At 73.1% G+C, this 18,690-nt stretch carries 19 protein-coding genes; 5 read left to right on the plus strand and 14 right to left on the minus strand.

Going from position 1 to position 18,690, the window contains the following annotated elements; all coding sequences use genetic code 11:
• Positions 1–58 precede the first annotated feature (58 nt).
• Positions 59–988 carry a carbohydrate kinase gene (locus ASE15_RS03870; protein ID WP_056761660.1) on the plus strand — a complete coding sequence of 310 codons (930 nt, stop codon included), beginning with the start codon at positions 59–61 and terminating at the stop codon, positions 986–988.
• A gap of 38 nt (positions 989–1,026) precedes the next feature.
• Positions 1,027–1,446: a pyridoxamine 5'-phosphate oxidase family protein gene (locus ASE15_RS03875; protein ID WP_056647499.1), complete on the plus strand. Its 420-nt coding sequence runs from the start codon at positions 1,027–1,029 to the stop codon at positions 1,444–1,446.
• An 8-nt stretch (positions 1,447–1,454) separates the two neighbouring features.
• Here ASE15_RS03875 and ASE15_RS03880 read toward each other — a convergent pair whose 3' ends face one another.
• The 14 genes from ASE15_RS03880 to ASE15_RS03945 all read right to left on the minus strand — a co-directional run bounded on the left by ASE15_RS03880 (position 1,455) and on the right by ASE15_RS03945 (position 15,690).
• Entirely contained in the window at positions 1,455–4,025 is a 2,571-nt protein-coding gene (locus ASE15_RS03880) for a LuxR C-terminal-related transcriptional regulator (RefSeq protein ID WP_056647501.1), read from the minus strand.
• Between the two features lie 124 nt (positions 4,026–4,149).
• The gene (locus tag ASE15_RS03885) at positions 4,150–4,788 is read right to left on the minus strand and encodes a signal peptidase I (protein WP_082608600.1); all 639 of its coding nucleotides are present in this window, start codon (positions 4,786–4,788) and stop codon (positions 4,150–4,152) included.
• Positions 4,785–5,567 carry a hypothetical protein gene (locus ASE15_RS03890; protein ID WP_056647506.1) on the minus strand — a complete coding sequence of 261 codons (783 nt, stop codon included), beginning with the start codon at positions 5,565–5,567 and terminating at the stop codon, positions 4,785–4,787. The genes ASE15_RS03885 and ASE15_RS03890 overlap by 4 nt, the downstream gene beginning before the upstream one ends.
• Complete coding sequence (locus tag ASE15_RS03895) at positions 5,564–6,889, minus strand: hypothetical protein (RefSeq protein ID WP_056761664.1); 1,326 nt, start codon at positions 6,887–6,889, stop codon at positions 5,564–5,566. Before ASE15_RS03895 ends, ASE15_RS03890 begins: the two co-directional genes overlap by 4 nt.
• On the minus strand, positions 6,886–7,509 hold the full coding sequence (locus ASE15_RS03900; protein ID WP_056761668.1) for a hypothetical protein: 624 nt from the start codon (positions 7,507–7,509) through the stop codon (positions 6,886–6,888). Before ASE15_RS03900 ends, ASE15_RS03895 begins: the two co-directional genes overlap by 4 nt.
• The gene (locus ASE15_RS03905) at positions 7,506–8,123 is read right to left on the minus strand and encodes a hypothetical protein (RefSeq protein WP_056761670.1); all 618 of its coding nucleotides are present in this window, start codon (positions 8,121–8,123) and stop codon (positions 7,506–7,508) included. Before ASE15_RS03905 ends, ASE15_RS03900 begins: the two co-directional genes overlap by 4 nt.
• Complete coding sequence (locus ASE15_RS03910; RefSeq protein WP_056761674.1) at positions 8,116–8,736, minus strand: hypothetical protein; 621 nt, start codon at positions 8,734–8,736, stop codon at positions 8,116–8,118. Before ASE15_RS03910 ends, ASE15_RS03905 begins: the two co-directional genes overlap by 8 nt.
• A gap of 65 nt (positions 8,737–8,801) precedes the next feature.
• Entirely contained in the window at positions 8,802–9,443 is a 642-nt protein-coding gene (locus ASE15_RS03915) for a hypothetical protein (protein WP_056761678.1), read from the minus strand.
• Positions 9,444–9,755: 312 nt separating this feature from the next.
• Positions 9,756–10,496: an ABC transporter ATP-binding protein gene (locus tag ASE15_RS03920; protein WP_056761682.1), complete on the minus strand. Its 741-nt coding sequence runs from the start codon at positions 10,494–10,496 to the stop codon at positions 9,756–9,758.
• On the minus strand, positions 10,493–11,350 hold the full coding sequence (locus ASE15_RS03925) for an ABC transporter permease (RefSeq protein WP_200960509.1): 858 nt from the start codon (positions 11,348–11,350) through the stop codon (positions 10,493–10,495). Before ASE15_RS03925 ends, ASE15_RS03920 begins: the two co-directional genes overlap by 4 nt.
• Positions 11,351–11,394: 44 nt before the next feature.
• The gene (locus ASE15_RS03930; RefSeq protein ID WP_056647526.1) at positions 11,395–12,402 is read right to left on the minus strand and encodes an ABC transporter substrate-binding protein; all 1,008 of its coding nucleotides are present in this window, start codon (positions 12,400–12,402) and stop codon (positions 11,395–11,397) included.
• On the minus strand, positions 12,399–12,956 hold the full coding sequence (locus ASE15_RS21135; RefSeq protein ID WP_200960510.1) for a ferredoxin family protein: 558 nt from the start codon (positions 12,954–12,956) through the stop codon (positions 12,399–12,401). Before ASE15_RS21135 ends, ASE15_RS03930 begins: the two co-directional genes overlap by 4 nt.
• Positions 12,953–14,851: an FAD-binding protein gene (locus tag ASE15_RS03940; RefSeq protein ID WP_200960511.1), complete on the minus strand. Its 1,899-nt coding sequence runs from the start codon at positions 14,849–14,851 to the stop codon at positions 12,953–12,955. Before ASE15_RS03940 ends, ASE15_RS21135 begins: the two co-directional genes overlap by 4 nt.
• A 326-nt stretch (positions 14,852–15,177) precedes the next feature.
• On the minus strand, positions 15,178–15,690 hold the full coding sequence (locus ASE15_RS03945; RefSeq protein WP_056647529.1) for an Rrf2 family transcriptional regulator: 513 nt from the start codon (positions 15,688–15,690) through the stop codon (positions 15,178–15,180).
• Positions 15,691–15,808: 118 nt separating this feature from the next.
• Between ASE15_RS03945 and ASE15_RS03950 the strand changes: the two genes are divergently transcribed.
• The 3 genes from ASE15_RS03950 (at position 15,809) to ASE15_RS03960 (ending at position 18,448) form a co-directional block, all read left to right on the plus strand.
• Positions 15,809–16,114 (plus strand): hypothetical protein, encoded by a 306-nt coding sequence (locus tag ASE15_RS03950; protein ID WP_056647532.1) that lies wholly within the window; start codon positions 15,809–15,811, stop codon positions 16,112–16,114.
• Positions 16,115–16,232: 118 nt separating this feature from the next.
• Complete coding sequence (locus tag ASE15_RS03955; RefSeq protein WP_056761685.1) at positions 16,233–17,192, plus strand: zinc-binding dehydrogenase; 960 nt, start codon at positions 16,233–16,235, stop codon at positions 17,190–17,192.
• Positions 17,189–18,448: an alpha/beta hydrolase gene (locus tag ASE15_RS03960; RefSeq protein WP_157277135.1), complete on the plus strand. Its 1,260-nt coding sequence runs from the start codon at positions 17,189–17,191 to the stop codon at positions 18,446–18,448. Before ASE15_RS03955 ends, ASE15_RS03960 begins: the two co-directional genes overlap by 4 nt.
• The last annotated feature ends 242 nt before the right edge of the window (positions 18,449–18,690 follow it).

The raw sequence follows: 18,690 nt of genomic DNA on the forward strand, positions 1-18,690 counted from the left end.
CAGGATCGTTCTTCACGACGCTGCACCGTCGCAACCTCTCACCTGCTCTGGAGCTCTCATGCCGCACCGGTCCCCCCACGTCCTCGTCGTCGGCGAAGCCCTCATCGACGAGGTCCGACGCCCCGACGGCACGACCGACGAGCACCCCGGCGGCAGCCCGGCCAACGTCGCCCTGACGCTCGGCCGCCTGGGGCGCGAGACGCTGCTCGCGGCCCACCTCGGTCAGGACGCGCACGGCGAGACGCTGCGCGCCTGGCTCGCCGACTCGGGCGTCACCCTCACCCCGGGGTCCGACGGCGCAGCCGCCACGAGCGTGGCGCGAGCGGTCCTCGACGGGTCGGGGGCCGCGACGTACGACTTCGCGATCACCTGGGACGTGGCACCCGGCACCGCGGCCACCGAGGCGACGCTCGTGGTCCACACCGGGTCGATCGCGGCCGTCCTCGAGCCCGGCGCGGACGCGGTCCACGACCTGGTGCTCGCGGCGCGCGAGCGCTCGACCATCACGTACGACCCCAACGCCCGGCCCAGCCTCATGGGCACGGCCGAGGCCGCGCTCGCCCGGATCGAGCCGCTCGTCGCGGCCGCCGACGTCGTCAAGGTGAGCGACGAGGACGTCGAGTGGCTCCACCCCGGCGCCGACCCGGTCGAGGTCGCCCGGACGTGGGCTGCGCGGGGGCCCGCGCTCGTGGTCGTCACGTTCGGTGGCGAGGGCGCGGTCGCGGTGTGCCCTGCGGGCGAGGTCCGCGTCGCCGCGCCGCGCGTCGAGGTCGTCGACACGGTCGGTGCCGGTGACACCTTCATGGGAGCGCTCATCGACGGGCTCTGGGAGCAGGACCTCCTGGGTGCCGACCGGCGCGAGGCGCTGCGTGCGATCGACCTCGCCTCGCTGAGCGAGGTGCTCGAGCAGTGCGTCGCAGCGGCCGCGATCACCGTGTCGCGCGCTGGTGCGAACCCGCCGCGGCGTGCGGAGCTCGCGAACCGCTGATCCTGGACAACGCTCCGACGGCACCCGAGGATCTCCCCATGGACCAGCAGCTCGTCGAGTACGTCCGCGCTCAGGGGGCAGGAGTCGTCGCGACGCTCGGCCCGGACGGCAGCCCTCAGGCGGCCTACCTCTCTCTCACCGCGACCGATCGAGGCGAGCTCGTGCTCGACGCCCGCGAGAGCTCACGCAAGATCGCCAACCTTCGCCGTGACCCGCGCATCGCGGTGGCCGTCGGAGGCGCTGACGGGACGACCCTGCAGTGCGAAGGGGTCGCCGACCTGCCCGAGGGGCGCGAGCGTGAGCGCTGCGCGGCGGAGTACGCCGCGAGGTTCCCCGAGTTCGCCGGCTCGCTCGCGCAGGACGGGATCGTCCTCGTCCGGGTCACGGTGACGTGGGCACGCTACGGGGACTACCGGCCCGAGGCCGGACGCACCCCCTCGGGTACGTCGAGCAGGTAGCGCAGCGCCTACCCGGCGACCTCGACCCGCGCTCTGACCGCGATCTCGGCGAGCTCTGCCCGAGACGAAGCACCAGTCTTCTTGAGCGCGCGGAAGATGTGGTTCTCGACCGTCCGCCGGCTGATCCCCAGCGCCGACGCGACCTCGGCGCTCGTGTGCGCGCCGACCAGCAGGGCTACCTCCAGCTCACGAGCCGTGAGCGACGGGTTCGTGTCCTCGACCTGCCTCACGACGAGCGGCGTCCGCCCGAGACGGACCTCGAGCTGCCGAGCGGCCGCGGTGACGTGCTCCCTCAGCTCCGGGTCGCTGCGCTGGGCGAAGGACACCAGGGTCCGCAGCAGGAAGTAGTCGTCCCGGCCGTGCTCGTACGCGGCCAGGTGCTGCTCGACGCCGAGCGGGTCCGTCAGCACCTGCCTCACCGTGGCCCGATACCCGGAGAGTGCCTGCGGTTCGGGCGACAGCCCGCAGGCCCGGTCCAGCACGTCGAGACGGACGAGCGTCGGGTCGAGCGCCGTCGCGACCTGGAGCGCGGCCCGGACGACGGACCAGTAGCCCTTGGGCTCGGCCTCTCGTCCGATGGTCGTGAGGATGTCCGCAGCCTGCCCGACGTCGCCCGCCATGAGCGCACGGATCGCGTCGTCGACACCGCGCTGCATCCACGGCAGCGGCCCGTCCGGGACGCCCTCGGTCTCCATCAGGAACGACGAGGCGACGTCTCCCCGGCCCGTCCGGAACATCAGGTCCGCACCGAGCCGGAGCATCGCTCCGTGCACACCACGTGAGATCTCACCGGGCGCTCCGAGCGTGAAGATCTCGCTCAGCAGGTTGACACCCTCCTCCCACCTCCCCTCGACGAAGGTCCGGAGCGCGGCTGCGTATGCGAACAACGTCACCCGAGGACGGTCGAGCTCGAGCTGCGACTCCCGGAGGAACCGGGTGGTCGTGCGCGTCGCGAGAGCCCCGTCCTCTCCGTCGACCAGCGCGACGGCGCGGAAGAAGTCGAGGTAGCGCTCGATGATGGCCGGCGTGGTAGCGGGCCTGTCCTCCATCGCGGCGAGCGCCCCCCGGGGGTCGCCGTGGATCGTCAGGGTGGCGGCGAGGACGACGTGCGAGACCCAGCAGTCCTGACGACGCCGGACCTCCCGGTGGAGCCAGTCCAGGTCGTCGGGCCGGACACCCGTGCTGACGACCCGCAGGAAGACCTGGATCGCGTGCGCCTCCCCGTCGGCATCGCCCGTGGCCTGGACCATCCACGTGAGCGCACGTGCGACGGCGCGGGCGTCGTGACGGGCGAGCCCGTACCAGAGGGCCTTGACCACCCCGTAGAGCACCAGGTCGCCGCGCGTCGCACCGTCGCTGCGATGGTCAGTCTGCTCGAACAGCGCCTCGATGCGCTCGGGGTCGTCCTGCCACTCCAGGAGCGCGCCGAGGTAGGACAGGATGTTCGCGAGGGACGGGTCGGTCGCGACCCGTTCCTCGTGTGCCACCCGTTCGAGGGCCATCCGGTCGGTGAAGTAGCGAGCGAGCACCGGGAAGCCGCCGGGTTCGGGCGGCGCAGGGAGCGCCGAGACCGCCGAGCTCTCGATGCGTTGCCGCGCTGCCTGGAAGAGCTTCGACTCAGGCACCTGGAGCAGCTCGCTGAGCCGCCGGGAGTGCACCATGCCCGCCACGTCGAGGGGGCGCTTACGGAAGTAGTCGACGATCGCGAGCGGGTTGAGCGAGACGAGCGCCTTGAGGGGCTGCTGCCCCACGACGCTCACGAGCCCGCGCTCCTCGAGCCTCTCGACCGAGGCGACGCGGTCGATGACCGTGATCTGCTCCATCGTGGCCGACCCGAGGAGCGCGAGCTCGTAGACGGTCCGGAAGTCCTCGTCATCGAGCCCCGCGAGCAGCTGTTCGATCACGGTCTGCAGGTGCGGGTTCCACAGGGTGTCCCCGGCCATGCGCCACACGCCGTCGGTCTCCTCGATCCTTCGGCTCAACGTCGCGGTGTGCACGATCGAGCGGACGAGGCTCGTGATCCCGGAGGACTTCGCGTAGACGTGCGCCACGACGTCGGACGCGACGCGGCCGCCCAGCAGACGGTGGACCAGCGCGCTCGTCTCCTCGTAGGAGAGCGGGCCCAGCGTGATCCGCACCCCCTTCTCGGCGGGGAACCAGCGCTGCGCCGAGGTCAGACCACGACGGAACGGCAACGACGTCACCAGCACCGGAGCGTCCAGGCGCTCGCGCGCGACCGTGACCACCGCGAGGGAGTCCTCGTCGATCGTCAGGACGTCGTCGAGGACGACGTACGCGCTCGACCCGCGCGCGAGCTCGCGCGCCACGCGGTCGACGAACCCGTAGAGCGTCGGACCGTCCTTGGGTGTCTCGACACCGGCGAGCCGGAGCGAGACGTACGGCTCGGGCACGGTGCTCGTCAGCCCGGTCAGCGACAGGACGCTCGCGCCGGTCCGTTCGAGCTCGGCCACGACCCGGCGGGTCAGGGTCGTGCGGCCGATCCCGCGCTGCCCGACGACCTCGACGGACATCCCGCTCCGCAGGTGGTCGACAGCGCTCTGCACCTCGTCGTCGAACACGGTGGCTCTCCTCGGGATCAGGTCCGTCACGACGTGACGGCCCCCACCCCGGCGGGCGCACGGGTCGATACCGTCACCCTTCGGACTATGCCCCCCGAACGCGCCTCGGGCGAGGCGAGCGGCACTACCGTGACTCCACGCGCTCGGGGTCGTCGGACGCGCACCGCGCGTCCTCACCCGGGTGAGCATCGTGGCCGGAAGCCCGCACCGAGGGGTGAGCAGCGCCGTCGGGCAGGGTGGTGCCCCGGCGCGCGCGCCGCACCGACTGCCGCGTCTCGCCCCGCGTCCCGACGAGCAGGACGACGACCACGAGGATCGCGGCGCCCGTGGCGACCACGCCGTCCCGCGACTGGAAGAAGCTCACGACGTAGCCGCCGCCAGGGATCGTCAGGAGGTGCTTGCCGGCCACCGTGACGCCGTAGGTGTACGGGTCGTCGACGTCGTTGGCATCGCCGCGGAGCGTGAGCTCGCGCCCCTCGGGCACGCCCTCGACGACGGCGACCTCGACCACGCGGTGCGTGACGAGCTCGGTGCCCGTGCGCTTGGGGACCGTGACGACGTCGCCCACCACGATCTCGCTCGCCGGGGTCATCCGGCTGAGGATGAGGGAGCCGGTCGGGATGCCGGGCTCCATCGAGCCCGAGACGACCACGAGCGACTTCACGTCGAACGCGAAGGACGCGCCCAGCAGCAGGACGCACACGACGCCGATCGCGGCGGTGACGCTCAGGACCGCGTCGCGCAACCACACGAGTGCTCTCATGGCGCGACCTCCTGGCCGGCCGCACCTGCGGCCGGGACCGACTCGGCACCGAACGCGAGGCGCATCCGTGACGTGGCGCCGTTGTAGCCCTCGCTCTCCGGCGTGTCCGGGTACGCGACGAGCACTCGCAGGGTGCGCACGCTGCCGTCGACGCCCGGAGCCCACGGCGAGCCGTCCGCGAGAGCGGACGTGCCACGGGCGGCCAGGGCGAACGGGGCCGTCGCCGCCGCGAGGCCGTCCGCCGTGACCTCGCTGGCCATCGGGTCCGCACCGTCGCCTGCGAGGACCTCGCCTGTGTCGGCATCGAGCACGGTCCAGCGGTACAGGCCGATCGGGTCCTTGCCCCCGGTCGCGGCCTCGTCGTGCAGGTCCTCGACCCGGAACGAGACCAGAGCGTCGTACGGCCCGTTGTTGACCACGGGGACCACCGTCTCCAGGACGGTGCCCGGGAGGAACGTCCCGGCCCCGTCGACGGCCCACGCGAGCCCGTCGCCGTCGGCCTGACGCAGCACGCCGTCGCGGACGAGCGCGATGTCGAACGCCTCGGGGTTGCCGACACCGCGCGACTCGACGTTGAGGTTCGCGGTGTCCTGGAACGAGGCGCCCGTCGCTCCCACCGAGCCACCCACGAGGAAGGCACCAGCACCGGCGACACCGACGACGGCGAGCGCGCCGAGCGTGCGGGCGGCCCGACGGCGTCGACCGCGCGTGGCACGGAGGTCGGCACGGGTCGCCGCACCGGCGACCGAGGTGCGCGCAGTGCGCCCGACGCCGGTCACGGTGTCACCTCGACCTGGTGCGCGGGCCAGACGTAGAGGCCGTTGGTCGCTCCGGTCGACGTGACCGAGCGAGCGCACGCGGCGTAGGTCAGCCCACCGCACGCGGCGCCGAACCCGTTCTCGCCCCAGGTCCACAGCGTGCCGTCCGCGAGCGTGTACGAGCCGACGTCCTTGGACCCGCCGACCTCGACCGCTGGGCCCTTGCCGCCGTCGTAGACCACCGCGAGGGCGTTGGTCGAGTTGATCGCACCGCTCGGGAGCCGGAACGCTCCGCCCCACAGCCGAGCCCCCCAGGCCTGGACGGTGCCGTCGGCCATGAGGGCGCGGCCCGTCTGGAAGCTCACCGCGACGTCCTCGACACCTGTCAGGAGGAGCTTGGGGTCACCCAGGTCCCGACCGTCGAGCGCGGTCCAGCTCCCTGGCGCGCCGCCGTGCGCGTTGTTCTCGGCGGAGCCCCAGGTGTAGACGTCGCCCTTCTCGGTGAGCAGGGTCCCGAACGCGTAGCCGCCGCCCAGGTAGGCGAGCCCCTCCGAGGCGACCAGCGCGGTGAGCGCGGGCACCTCGACGGGCGTGGTCACGTAGCGGTCCCCGTGGAGCCCGTTGCCGGCCCCGCCGCGGTAGTCGCGACCCCAGAAGTAGACGCGCGACGCGTCGTCGACCGCGTAGAAGCCCTCGTAGGCGGCACCGACGTAGACGAGCGCGCCCGTTCCGGCCGGGAAGGTCACGCGCGTCGGGTTCACCTGAGGCAGGCTGTTGCCGTTCCCGCGCTGGCCGAACGCGGGCGTCCCGGTGGTCCACACCGAGCCGTCGGCCTTGAGCCAGGCGTTGGCGTACTCGCTCGACGCCACGGACCGCACGTCGGTGTCGAGCGGCGTCCACGACGCGGGCACGGCGCCCGGGAGCCCGCCGTTCTCGTTGTAGCCGTTCGTGCCCCACGTCCAGAGCCGGCCGCTCGCGTCGATCGCCTTGTAGCCGTACGCGTTGGCGCTCACGTCGACCACGTCGGTGAGCGGCTTGAAGAGCGAGGGCGTCCGGACGGCCCCCTCACCTGCACCGAGCGCACCGCCCCCAGGGTTCGCACCGGCACCGAGGAAGCCCCACAGATAGAGCCGCCCCTCGACGATCGCAGCCGTCGTGTCGACCGCGTTGGCCTGACGGATCGCCGCGACCACGGGCGGCACGTCCGCGGTGAGCACGGCGGTCTCGGCCCGGGCCTCGTCGGTGTAGGCGGCCGTGGTGAGCTGGACGGTCCCGAGCAGTGCGGTCGCGACCAGGGTCAGCGCGCCGGTGGCGGCGGCGACGCGGCGGGTGGCGGCGTTCATGGGGTCCTCCTCTTCCGGGTGGAGACGTAGGCGGTGGTTCCTGCACCGATCAGGACGACGGCGAGCGTGGCGAGGAGCATGACGCCCGCTCCGGTCGCGGCCAGGCCGCCACCGGGGATGCCGGGTGCCCCGGGCTCTCCCTCGCTCTGGGCGGTCGCGACGAAGCGGAGCGTGACGCCCCCTTCCGCGCCGCGGTACTCGTCGCCCGCCTCGGCGGGCATGGCGGCCCGCCCGTGGACGACGTACTCGCCCCCGGCGGGCAGCTCGGGCAGGTCGACGGTCAGGTCGCCCTGCCCGACGACGTCGCCTCCTTCGAGGAGCACGTCGCCCTCGGGCCCGACCACGAGGACGTCGAGCGGGTGCTCGCCCTCGAAGAGCGCTCCCCCGAGGCCGGCCGCCGTGAGGGTCAGCGGTACGGCGCGGTCGGTCACGTTCCTGGCGGTCATGGTCCACTCGACCGAGCGGCCCGGAGCGGGGGCCTCGACGACCACGCTGTCCGGGTCGACCTCGATCAGGTCGCCGGCTGCGGCCGCGGGCTGCGACGTCACGGCGAGGCACAGTGTGGTGAGGACGAACGCGAGCACGGCGAGGAGGATCGTGCGGTGAGGTCTGCCGGTCATGAGGTGCTCCCGGTGAAGGCCATGCCCACGCTGGTCGACCTACCGTGGTAGACCGATCGGGTGTCGGGGGACAGGACTGCGGAGACGTGCACGGTGCGGTGCTCGTCGGTCCCGAGCGCTCCCAGGTCGACCGCGAGGTCGGCCGCAGGGACGTCGCGAGCCACGACGGCCCCCGCGACGGTGACGGTCACGAGCAGGCGGGAGTACACGTCCGGGTACTGCTGGGCGCCCAGCACGAACGGCTCGTCGAGGGGGTCGTACAGCGTGAGGTGCACCGCGCCGGGCGCCGCGTCGTTCACGACGTCGACGCGCCACTCGACAGGGACCGTCCGGCTCAACGTGCCGTGCGTGGTCTCGACCACGAGCGCGTCGGGGCTGCCCTGGCCGGTGGTCACGTCGCCCGCGGGGCTGAGGGTCTCGAGCGAGATGTCGTAGGAGCCGCCGGTCTCGATCACGGCCGAGGCCTCGTCCGTGAAGCCCGCGACGGTCCCGCCGATCGAGCCCACGAGGACCGCGCCGGCTCCGGCCCCCACGAACGCGATCAGGGCGGGACGCGGACGACGGGTCGGACGACCGGCGGCCCGGTGCGCGCCTGATGCGTTCCGGTCAGTCATTCTGGGCCTCGAATCGGAGCTGGATGGCGGACGTCGCGTCCTGCCACTGGTTGTCGAGGTCGGCGGGCAGCGCGACCGTCACCTCCAGGAGGTGCATCTCGTCGGGGGCCCAGGACTCGGTCCACTCGTGGGTGGCGGCCGCCAGGGCGGGACCGTCGAGGTCGTCGACCAGCACCTCGCCGTCCTCGACGATCGTGAAGCGGAGCTGGCCGAAGAGCTCGACCGGGCGGCCCGTCGCCGGGTCCGTCGTGCCCGAGCGGTCGTCGGGGTCGGTGACCGTGAGAGCGACACGGGCCGGCAGGCCGGGAGACGTGTTGAGCGCTGCGACGCGGAACGTCAGCTGCCCGCCCGGCCCGATGACCTGCGGGCCACCGGGACGTGCGTCGGAGCCGGGGTCGGCCCCCAGGACCACGTCGTACGCGTCGGGGTTGCCGTGCCCCCAGCTTGCCGGGTGGGGCGTCCAGCCGGGCTCGAGCGAACCCGCGACCATGATGTCGAAGTCGTCGCCCTGGGCGAACCGGACGTCGACCGTGTCGGAGTCGACGACCATGGCGGACGTCGCGAGGGTCACCACGCCGAGCAGCGCGCCCCAGGACCAGATCTTGCGGTGCATCGTGACCCTCCTTCCGAGAGCGGACCGGCCGGTGGTCTGCGCCACCGGCCGGTCGTGCGGGCTCGCTACGGGAGGACGACGGATGCGGCGTCGAAGTGCGCCTGCACGTAGGCCACGCCGCCGTTGAGCGCGGCGTTGGCCTCCGTGCCCTGGTCGGCCAGCGTGATCGAGAGCGTCAGCTGGTCGGACGCGCCCGGTGCCAGGGTCACGGGGGTGAGGGCCGCGGACTCGGCGAGCTCGTCGAACTGGTCGAACGTCAGGTCGCTGACGATCGCGACGCCGTCGCTTCCCGCGACCGAGAAGCGGAGCGCGGCAAGATAGGCGGGGTCGGACGTCTTGCCCGGGACCTCGTTGACCCAGAGCCGGAGGTCGGCCCCGAGCTTCTCCGAGTCGTTCCTGTAGGGCAGCGCGACCGAGATCGTGTCGCCGGGCGTGATGGTGTCGGCGCCGGGCAGGGCGATGTCGACGCCCTCGGCCGTGTCGGCCTCCTGCCAGGTGCCCGGGACGGGGATGCCGTCCACGTCGGTGCCGACGACCTGGATGTTGAACGCACCGGCGCCGATCCCGGAACCGTCCGTGCCGCCGCCGAGGTTCAGGTTGGCGAAGTCGGTGAAGGCCGCCGTGGTGGCGAGCGCGCCGATGCCGACGAGGGCGCCGATCGAGTAGAGGGTCTTCTTCCGGGTGCTGCTCTTGGCCGTGGTGCTCACGAGGGGTGCTCCTCCAGGAACGGGGTGGTCGCCAGTCGACCCGTGGGTCGTCCCGGGAGGTGTCCCGGGGGCTGATGACGACGACGCTAGGAGTGCACTGAATACTCACCACGCGGTAAGGATGAGGTGCTGAGCAATTTCTCACCCGACCCCCAGCCCGGTGGACGCACCGCCTGAGTAGCGCCCTGGGTAGTGCGGACGCACGCCCCTGAGCACCCCCTCGAGCGCCCTGCGGTGGACCTCGGGGACGGCCGGGCGACACGGGCCTGGGCCCGGGGGCCGGCACCCGGACGCCGGGCCCGGGCGCCGGCCTCACGCCGCCCCGATCGCCTCCTCGACGCCCAGCTCGAGCAGCAGCCGCCGCCGGAAGTCCCCGAAACCCGGCACCCCACGCCGTCGCGGCCGGTCGAACGGCACCTCGAGCTCGACCCCGGCCTTCCCGTCCTGGAGCACGGCCACGCGGTCGGCGAGCAGGATCGCCTCGTCGACGTCGTGCGTCACGAGCAGCACGGCGGGCTGGTGCTCGTGGCACAGCTCGGCCACGAGCGCCTGCATCCTGATGCGGGTCAGGGCGTCGAGCGCCGCGAACGGCTCGTCGAGCAGGAGCAGGCGCGGGTTGCGCACGAGGGCCCGGGCGAGCGCGACGCGCTGCGCCTCTCCTCCGGAGAGCGTCGTGGGCCAGGCGGCCTCACGGCCCCCGAGGCCCACCTCGGCGAGCGCGGCCGACGCCGCGGCGCGCCGGTCGCGCGTGGAGCGCTGCCCGAGGATCACGTTGGACCCGACCCGCTTCGACGCGACGAGCCGCGGCTCCTGGAACACCACGGTCCGCTCGGCGGGGGCCTCGACGGTCCCGGTGTCGTGCTCCTCGAGCCCGGCGAGGATGCGCAGCAGCGTCGTCTTGCCGGAGCCGCTGGCCCCGAGCAGCGCGACGAACTCGCCCGGACGCAGCGTCAGGGAGAAGTCCTCGAGGATGGTCCGGTCGCCGTACGACTTGGTGACGTCCTGCACCCGGACGGTCGGCGCGGCAGGGTCGTGCACGGTCCGGACGCTCATGGCTTTCTCCCGAGTCGCTTGTAGGGCAGCAGGACGCGTTCGAGGAGCCGCACGACCAGGTCGACCGACAGCCCCCACACCGCGTAGATCAGCACGCACACGACGAGCACGTCCATCTGGAAGTACTGCTGCGCGGAGACCATGAGGAACCCGATGCCGCGCGGCGCGTTGGACATCTCCGCGACGATCAGCGCGAGCAGCGACACCGACAGGGACACCCGCAGCCCGACGAGGACCGACGGGATGGCCTCGGGCAGGATCACGTGCCGCACGAGCCCCAGCCCGCGCAGCCCGAACACCTTGCCCGCCTCCAGGATCTTGCGGTCGACGTTGCGCACGCCGCTGTGGGTGTTGAGGTAGAGCGGGAACAGCGCAGCGGCCGCGATGATGATGATCTTGGGTCGTTCGTCGATCCCGAACCAGAGGATGAGGAGCGGCGCGATCGCGAGGAACGGGATGGTGCGCAGCATCTGGAGCGTGGGGTCGAGGAGCTGGTCGCCCAGGCGGAACAACCCGGCGACGACGCCGAGCGTGAGCCCCAGCAGCCCGCCGATCGCGAAGCCCACGGCCACGCGCCCGAGCGAGACCGACAGGTTCTCCCACAGCACGCCCGTGCTCACGAGCTCGACGAACGCGTCGGCGACCTGCCAGGGCGCGGGGAACTGCTTCTCGTCGATCCACCCCTGGGCCGAGCCGAGGAACCAGAGCGCGAGGATCGCGGTGGGCACCGAGGCGCGCAGCAGGACGTCGCGCGGCGAGCGCCGCTTCCTGCCCGACGACGTCGCACCGGTCCGCGCCCCGGCCGCCCCCGGGGCCGTGGTCGGCACCGTGCCGACGGCTGTCGCTGCACCCACCGGGGACGCCTCCGCGCGGGCGCGCGACGTCGTCGTGCCGGTGGTCACTCGACACCCCACGTGCTGACGTCGAACGCCTTCGGGGCGGCGCCGGAGCTGACGAGGAAGTCGAGCGTCGACTGCACGGTCTTGAGCCCGTCCGGGTCGATCGCCTGCGTGCCGTACTGCCAGAGCTCGGCCTCCTTGACGACCTCGACGGGCGAGCCCGTGGCCTCGAAGACCCACTGGGCGTAGGCGTCGTGGTCGGCCTCGATCTTGGCCACGCCGGCCTCGGTGACCTCCCAGACCGCCGCGGCGAGCTCGGGGTTCGCCTCGTAGGTCTCGCGCGAGGTGAGCGAGACGCTCGTCGCGAGCAGGTCGGGGTCGTCGACGCTCGCCTTGGACAGGACCGGGAAGTCGTTCTGCAGGCGCCAGATCCCGGCCGTGGTCGCGGGCACCGGCACGGCGTCGATGTCGCCGCGCTGGAGAGCGGGCAGGGCGTCGGCGAACAGGAGGTTGACGAGCTCGACGTCGCCCAGGACCCCGGCGCGCTCGAGGACCGCGCGGCCGTACTTGTCGAAGTTGGAGCCGAACTGGAGCCCGACCTTCTTGCCCGCGAGCTGGTCGATCGTCGTGACGCCGCCGGTCCGGGTGAGGAACCAGATGTCGGAGGACGGCTTGGCGATGACGAGCGCCGGGACGTCGAGGCCGCTCGCCTTGGCCTGCGTCGCCGGGGTGTCGCCGATGAAGCCGACCTGGATGTCGCCCGTCTGGAGGGCCTGGACCACGGGCGGCCCGTTGTTGAACCCGACGAACCCCTCGTACTCGTACCCGTGCTCGGCGAGGATCGCGTCGGCGATCCCGGTCTCGACCGCGTACCCGAACGGCCCGGTCGCGACGGGCGTCTTGCCTGCCACGCCGTTCCAGGGGCCGCCCGTCGTGAGGGGTGCGAGCTCGGCGCCCGCGCTCGCCCCGTCGCCCGACGGCGTCGCGGCCTCGGACGTGGAGCAGGCCGCGAGCGCGGCGACGAGGGCGACGGACGCCAGGGCGGCGAAGGTGCGGTTCCGGCTCATGAGGGGGCTCCTTGGAGGTGGGTCGTGGTGCTGTCGGTGTGGACGGAGGTGTGGGGGCGTGCACCGTCGGCGAGGGTGCCGGCTGGTGTCGTGCCGTCGGCGTGGTCGCGCGACCCCGAGGTCGGGGCGAGCGCGGTCGGGGCGAGCGCGGCCGCGCGGTGGTAGTCGACGTCGGAGGACAGGACGGTCTGCGCGGTGGCGCCGGCCACGGTGTCCGTCGGCGCGTCGGGTCCGGCGCTCTCCCCGGCACCGGAGCTGCTCCCGCGCGGCGCCCGCCGCCACCCGACCCGGTCCCGGTAGAGACCCAGGAGGTCGCGGTCGAGCAGGTCGGCCTCGTCGAGGAACGGCGACCCGGCCGGCTCGGGCGTGCGCGACGGAGACACGAAGATCGCGTCCTCGGGGCAGTACGCCTCGCACTGGAAGCAGGTCTGGCAGTCCGAGTGCCGCGCGATGGTCGGCACCCCGCCGTCGACGGACTCGAAGACGTTGGTCGGGCAGATCCGCACGCAGATGTCGCACGACGTACAGCGCGCGGCGTTGAGGATCTCGATCATGACGCCTCCTCGGTCCTGGTCGGTGGGGTGGTCCGGCCGGGCGCACCGGCGCCGACCGCGCTCCCGGGCGCCCCGGCGCTCGTGCTGCCCGGGTAGGGCGCCCCGGCGGCGCCCGTCACGGGCGGCTCCGGGTCCGGCAGCACCCACAGGTCGCGCAGCCCTCCCGTGAGCAGGCGTCGGGCCTGCTGCGGGTCGGTGTCGGGGAAGTCGGTGCGCGTGTGCATGCCGCGGGTCTCCGTGCGGTGCAGCGCGGTGCGGTTGGCCCAGCGCGCCATCGCGAGCATCCCCGCGGTCTCGCGCGTGCGGATCGCCGTGGCGCCCCGCACGTCCGGAGGTACGAGCTCGGTGCCCGCGCGGTCCCACAGGTCGTCGAGCGTGTCGAGCGACCGCACGAGCCCCTGGTGGTGACGGAAGACCGACTTGTCGATCGGGAGCATCTCGTCGCGGACCGCGGCCGTGATCTCGCGCCATGCCCCCTCCCCTGCCGGGGCGGGCCGCGAGAGGTGCGCTCCGTCGTCGGGACGCAGCCCCACCGTGCCCGTGGGCTCGAGGCGCTGCCCGCGGGACGACGGGCCGCGGTCCGCCGCCAGGGCGGCCGCCGCCCGGCCGGACCACGTGCCCGACGCCACGGCCCACGCCAGGTTGGGTCCGCCCGCGCCGGTCGCCGCACCGACCACACGGTCTCGCGCCGCGACGTCGCCCGCCGCGAACAGGCCCGGGACGCCCGTCCACGCGTCGCGGTCGAGCACGTGGACCCCGCCCGTGCCACGCACCGTGCCCTCCTGGACCCAGTCCATGGGGAAGCGCTCGGTGAACGGGTCGACCCCCAGCTTGTCCGTGACCATGAAGAAGTTGGGCATGGCCGCGCGCAGGGTCGGGCGGACCTCGGGCGGGAACTGGGTGAACTGTGCCGTGATCGTGCCGCGCAGCGAGGCGCCGAGCAGCTCGGCGCGGCTCTTGTGCAGGTTCTCGTAGGCGATGGGCACACCCTCGTGGTCCCAGTAGGAGGCCGTGACGAAGAAGCCGTTCTTGTCCATCGAGGTCCCGAACGGGACCATGCCGTAGAAGTTGGAGAACTCCATGCTCGACAGGTGAGCGCCCACCTCGGCGGCCATCAGGTGGCCCTCGCCCGTGTCGACGTCGCCGCCCAGGGAGCGGGACTTCCAGGTGGTGCCGCCCGTCGCGAGCACGACGGCGCCGCTCGCCACCCGCCAGGCGCGTCCGGTCTGGCGCTGGTAGCCCTGGGCGCCCGAGACGACGCCCGCGCCGTCGACCAGGAGCTCGAGCGCGGGGCTGTGGTCGAGGACCGTGACGCCGTTCTTCTTGACCTTGCCGCGCAGGAAGCGCAGGTAGTCGGGCGACGATCCCGAGAAGGACCGCTCGCCGGGGCGGCGCGCGAAGGGGTTCGGGGCGGGTGCAGGGCTGCCGGCTCCGCCGCGGCCCCCGGTGCTTGCCGGGCGCGAGCGGCGCGTGCGCTCGTACCCCCAGCCGTCGATGAGCGCGGTGCGGTACCAGGCCTCGTCGAGGACGTCGTTGGTCCAGTCGCGGTCGGTGAGGTAGCCGCCCTGCTCCTCGCGCGGCGTGATCTCCTCGTCGCGGCGGTCGGCGTCGGGCGGGACGAGCCAGTGCCCGACGCCGGCCGTCGCCGCGACGCCGCTCGTGCCGCAGTAGCCCTTGTCGACCAGGACGACGCTCGCGCCCTGCTCGGTCGCGGCGATCGCGGACCAGGTCGCGGCCGGGCCGCCGCCGATCACGAGGACGTCGGCGTGCAGGAGCAGGTGCTCGGCCGAGTCCTCGACGAGCGTGGGACGGGGGGCGCGCTGGGTCGCTCGGGGCCGGGGGGACGGCGGGCCAGCGGGTGCGGTGGGCACGGTGGCGGGTGCGGAAGAGGGCACAACCATGAGGGTCGCTTTCGAGGGCCGCGACGTGGTCGCGGGTGCACGGGGCGCCGGTGGGGTCGGCGCGGGGGCTGTGTCGTCGGGTCAGACGGGACGACAGCAACAGCCCGGCGCGGCGGCGCGGAGCGCGCGGTGCGTCAGCTCGGTGTGCATGAGAGCGACGGTAGCTGAACTAGACCGAAACGGTCCAGATTGGGCTGGTGGCTGAGACAAGGTTGCGCAGTGTTAACGCGCGAACCGCCGACGGTGACGGCTCGTCACCCCCGGCGGCCATACCCGTCACCCCCGGCGGCCTTGCTCGTCACCCCCGGCAGGCGCGTGCATCACCCACGATGCTCGGCCTCTCCCCCACCACGCAGCTCGACCTCGTCACCGAACGGGCGCGTGACCCAGGCCTCCGAGTCCCCGACGAGGCGCGCGACGTCGTCGGGCAGCTCGCCCGACGCGATGTCCGCGATGGTGACCTGCTCCAGTACCGAACGCATCGCGACGCGCAGCGCGACCCACGTCTGCTGGAGCGTCGCCGCGGACGGCGCGTACGACGTGTCCTCGGGCTGGACCCCCGCGATGTTCGCGAGCGGACCGTCGATCGCGCGGATGACGTCCGCGACCGCGATCCGCGCCGGGTCCGCCGCGAGGTGGAAGCCGCCGTCCGCACCGCGGCGGCTCTCGACCAGACCCGACCTGCGCAGCTGGTTGAGGATGCCCAGGAGGAACGACCCCGGGATGCCCTGCGCCTTCCCGACCCGCTCGGCGGTCACGAAACCCTCGTCGTAGGCGACGGCGAGCTCCACGCACGCACGGACGGCGTAGTCGATCTTGGCGGTGATGCGCATGGGCACAGTATGCCGAGGCCGTGTTTCCGATCCCGCAGGATTATCGGGTGAAGTGACGTGCGCGACGCCACCGGCCGCGGGTTCGGCCCCCGGGCCCCGCCTGTGCGAAGGTGCAGCGGTGACTTCGTACCGGGTGAGCCTCGTCGTCGGGATGCTGCGTCCAGGGGCGTCCCCGGAAGCCGTGCTGCCGGCGGCCGCCGCCGCGGCGCGCGAGCGGACCGAGGTCGAGTCCTACGACCTGGGGATCGTGAGCGGCGAGGCCCGCGTCACGGTGCGCTACCTCGCCGAGGACGACGACGAGGCCGCCGAGACCGCCCGCGCCGTGCGGGCAGCGGCGGGGTCACTCGTCGAGGTGAGCGGCGCGGTCTTCACCCGGCGCTACGGGCCCCGGTGGCATCCTGTGCCGGGCGGCATCCACCGCTGACCTGCACCGCCGCCTCGCGCCACGCCGCGCTGGGCCCCGCCTTCTCACGGGGCGGACGCGGAGCGGACCCGCCCCGGGCTCGGACGCGCTCCGCGCGGGGAGACCGTAGGTTGGACACATGCTTGCCGCCTACGTGACGCACTTCGACCAGCAGGACCCGCTCGCAGGACTGACCGTGGGAGACCTGCCCGCCCCCGAGGCGCGGGAGAACTGGTCCGTGGTGGACGTCCGGGCCGCGAGCCTCAACCACCACGACCTGTGGTCCCTGCGGGGCGTCGGGCTCCGGGCCGAGCAGCTGCCCATGATCCTCGGCACCGACGCCGCAGGCATCGCGCCCGACGGGACCGAGGTCGTCGTCCACGGCGTGATCGGCGCCGACGGTCACGGTGTGGGGCCGTCCGAGTCCCGGACGCTCCTGTCGGAGAAGTACGCGGGGACCCTCGCCGAGCAGGTCGCGGTCCCCACCAAGAACCTGGTCCCCAAGCCGCCCGAGCTCACGTTCGTCGAGGCGGCGTGCCTCCCGACGGCGTGGCTCACCGCGTACCGCATGCTCTTCACGGTCGCGGGGCTCGCGCCGGGCGACCGGGTGCTCGTCCAAGGGGCAGGCGGCGGCGTCGCGAGCGCGGCGACGCGTCTCGCGAGCGCGGCCGGGGTCGAGGTGTTCGTGACCTCGCGCTCGTCGGCCAAGCGGGCGCGAGCCCTGCAGAACGGTGCTTCTGCGGTCTTCGAACCCGGGGCTCGGCTCCCCGCGCGGGTCGACGCCGTGATCGAGACCGTCGGTCAGGCCACGTGGTCGCACTCGATGCGTTCGGTCCGGCCAGGCGGGACGGTCGTCGTCGCGGGGGCCACCTCCGGGGACGCTAGCCCTGCCGAGCTCTCGCGCATCTTCTTCCAGGAGATCACCGTCCGAGGCGTCACGATGGGCTCGCGCGAGGACCTCGCCGCCCTGCTGCGGTTCCTCGCGCGGACCGACGTGCGTCCGACGATCGACGAGGTCCTTCCCCTGGCGCAGGCCGCTGTCGGCCTCGCACGGCTCGACGCCGGGGAGCAGTACGGGAAGATCGTGCTGACGACATGAGCGACGAGGCCGGGGGCGGCTCGGGCGGCGGTCCGAGCGCGACGTCGGGGGGCGGGACACCCGCCGAGGGGCGCGCGGAGTCCGGACGGCCGGTGTCCGGGTCGGCCGGCGACCAGGCCTGGACAGGGTCTCCACGCATCGCCGCGGTCCGACGCCGCACCCGGGCGGTGAGCTCTCGGACCGTCTCCCTGGGTGCGCTCCGCCAGGCGGCGGAGGTCGTCGCCTCACCTCCTGCCCCCCTGGCCGGCCGCGGCGGCGCGACAGCACGGAAGCCGCGCTTCCGGCCGCAGCGCGGGCGCTGGCAGGAGGACGTCCTCGGGCCGGACTACCGGCAGCTCACCCTCCAGCTCACGCCCGACGACGAGGGCGAGGTCGTCGCGACCCTGGTCCGTTACGACCCACCGACCGAGGAGGCCGTGCGCCCTGCGCGCGCCGTGCTGTACGTGCACGGGTGGAGCGACTACTTCTTCCAGACCGAGCTCGCCGAGTACTGGCACGGCCAGGGAGCCGCCTTCTATGCCGTCGACCTGCGCAAGTACGGGCGCAGCCTGCGGCCCCACCAGACTCCTGGGTACATGGAGCACCTCTCCGAGTACGACGAGGACCTCGAGACGGCGCTCGCGACGATCCATGCCGAGCTCGGGGCCCATGCGGCGGTCATGCTGCTGGGGCACTCGACCGGCGGGCTGACGGGCGTCCTCTGGGCGAACCGGAACCCCGGACGGCTCCGTGGTCTCGTCCTCAACAGCCCGTGGCTCGAGCTGCAGGGCTCGTCGACCGTGCGGACCGTGTCGGCGCCGGCGATCCGGCAGCTCGCACGCTTCCAGCCCAAGGCCCCGCTGCCGAACATCGACGCGGGCTACTACGCCAGGACGCTCCGGGATCTCGAGAGCGGCGGGTGGGAGTTCAACCCCGAGTGGCGTCCTGTCCCGTCCTTCCCGGTGCGGGCGGGATGGCTCCGAGGGATCATCGAGGGGCACGCGACGGTGGCGGCGGGACTTGCCGTGAGCTGTCCGATCATCGTCCTCATGTCCGACCGGACCATCATCAGCCCTCGCTGGAGCGAGGACATGCGCCAGGCCGACATCGTGCTCGACGTCGAGCTCCTCGCCCGACGCGCTCCACACCTCGGTCCCGTGGTGACGATCGCGCGGATCGCCGGCGGGATCCATGACCTCACGCTGTCAGGTCCCGCACCACGGGCACATTTCTACCGCGAGATCACGAGGTGGCTCGCAGGCTACGGGTGGAGCTGAGCGCCTTCGGTGATGCCGGCCGCACCCGGGCGCTCGACGAGCCACGAACCACTCGTGACAGCCGGACGACGAAGGCGCGCCTGTTGGTCGTGAGAACGCCTGAGCATGGAAATGCCCCGGGCACAGGTGTGCTCGGGGCAGGGTGTTCGGGGGTATGCCAAAGGCCCACCCCGTGTGGGGTGGGCCTTTGGTGAATGGTTGTCCGGCGGCGACCTACTCTCCCACCCCGTCTCCAGGGCAGT

Origin of the sequence: Oerskovia sp. Root22, assembly GCF_001429135.1 — a bacterium.
In the GTDB taxonomy this organism is placed as follows: domain Bacteria; phylum Actinomycetota; class Actinomycetes; order Actinomycetales; family Cellulomonadaceae; genus Oerskovia; species Oerskovia enterophila.

What these genes read in the sequence shown, in the direction of transcription:
- ASE15_RS03870 (WP_056761660.1), top strand. Translation starts at nt 59, where the DNA reads ATGCCGCACCGGTCCCCCCACGTCCTCGTCGTCGGCGAAGCCCTCATC.
- ASE15_RS03875 (WP_056647499.1), top strand. Translation starts at nt 1,027, where the DNA reads ATGGACCAGCAGCTCGTCGAGTACGTCCGCGCTCAGGGGGCAGGAGTC.
- ASE15_RS03885 (WP_082608600.1), bottom strand. Translation starts at nt 4,788, where the DNA reads ATGAGAGCACTCGTGTGGTTGCGCGACGCGGTCCTGAGCGTCACCGCC.
- ASE15_RS03895 (WP_056761664.1), bottom strand. Translation starts at nt 6,889, where the DNA reads ATGAACGCCGCCACCCGCCGCGTCGCCGCCGCCACCGGCGCGCTGACC.
- ASE15_RS03900 (WP_056761668.1), bottom strand. Translation starts at nt 7,509, where the DNA reads ATGACCGGCAGACCTCACCGCACGATCCTCCTCGCCGTGCTCGCGTTC.
- ASE15_RS03905 (WP_056761670.1), bottom strand. Translation starts at nt 8,123, where the DNA reads ATGACTGACCGGAACGCATCAGGCGCGCACCGGGCCGCCGGTCGTCCG.
- ASE15_RS03910 (WP_056761674.1), bottom strand. Translation starts at nt 8,736, where the DNA reads ATGCACCGCAAGATCTGGTCCTGGGGCGCGCTGCTCGGCGTGGTGACC.
- ASE15_RS03920 (WP_056761682.1), bottom strand. Translation starts at nt 10,496, where the DNA reads ATGAGCGTCCGGACCGTGCACGACCCTGCCGCGCCGACCGTCCGGGTG.
- ASE15_RS03930 (WP_056647526.1), bottom strand. Translation starts at nt 12,402, where the DNA reads ATGAGCCGGAACCGCACCTTCGCCGCCCTGGCGTCCGTCGCCCTCGTC.
- ASE15_RS21135 (WP_200960510.1), bottom strand. Translation starts at nt 12,956, where the DNA reads ATGATCGAGATCCTCAACGCCGCGCGCTGTACGTCGTGCGACATCTGC.
- ASE15_RS03945 (WP_056647529.1), bottom strand. Translation starts at nt 15,690, where the DNA reads ATGCGCATCACCGCCAAGATCGACTACGCCGTCCGTGCGTGCGTGGAG.
- ASE15_RS03955 (WP_056761685.1), top strand. Translation starts at nt 16,233, where the DNA reads ATGCTTGCCGCCTACGTGACGCACTTCGACCAGCAGGACCCGCTCGCA.
- ASE15_RS03960 (WP_157277135.1), top strand. Translation starts at nt 17,189, where the DNA reads ATGAGCGACGAGGCCGGGGGCGGCTCGGGCGGCGGTCCGAGCGCGACG.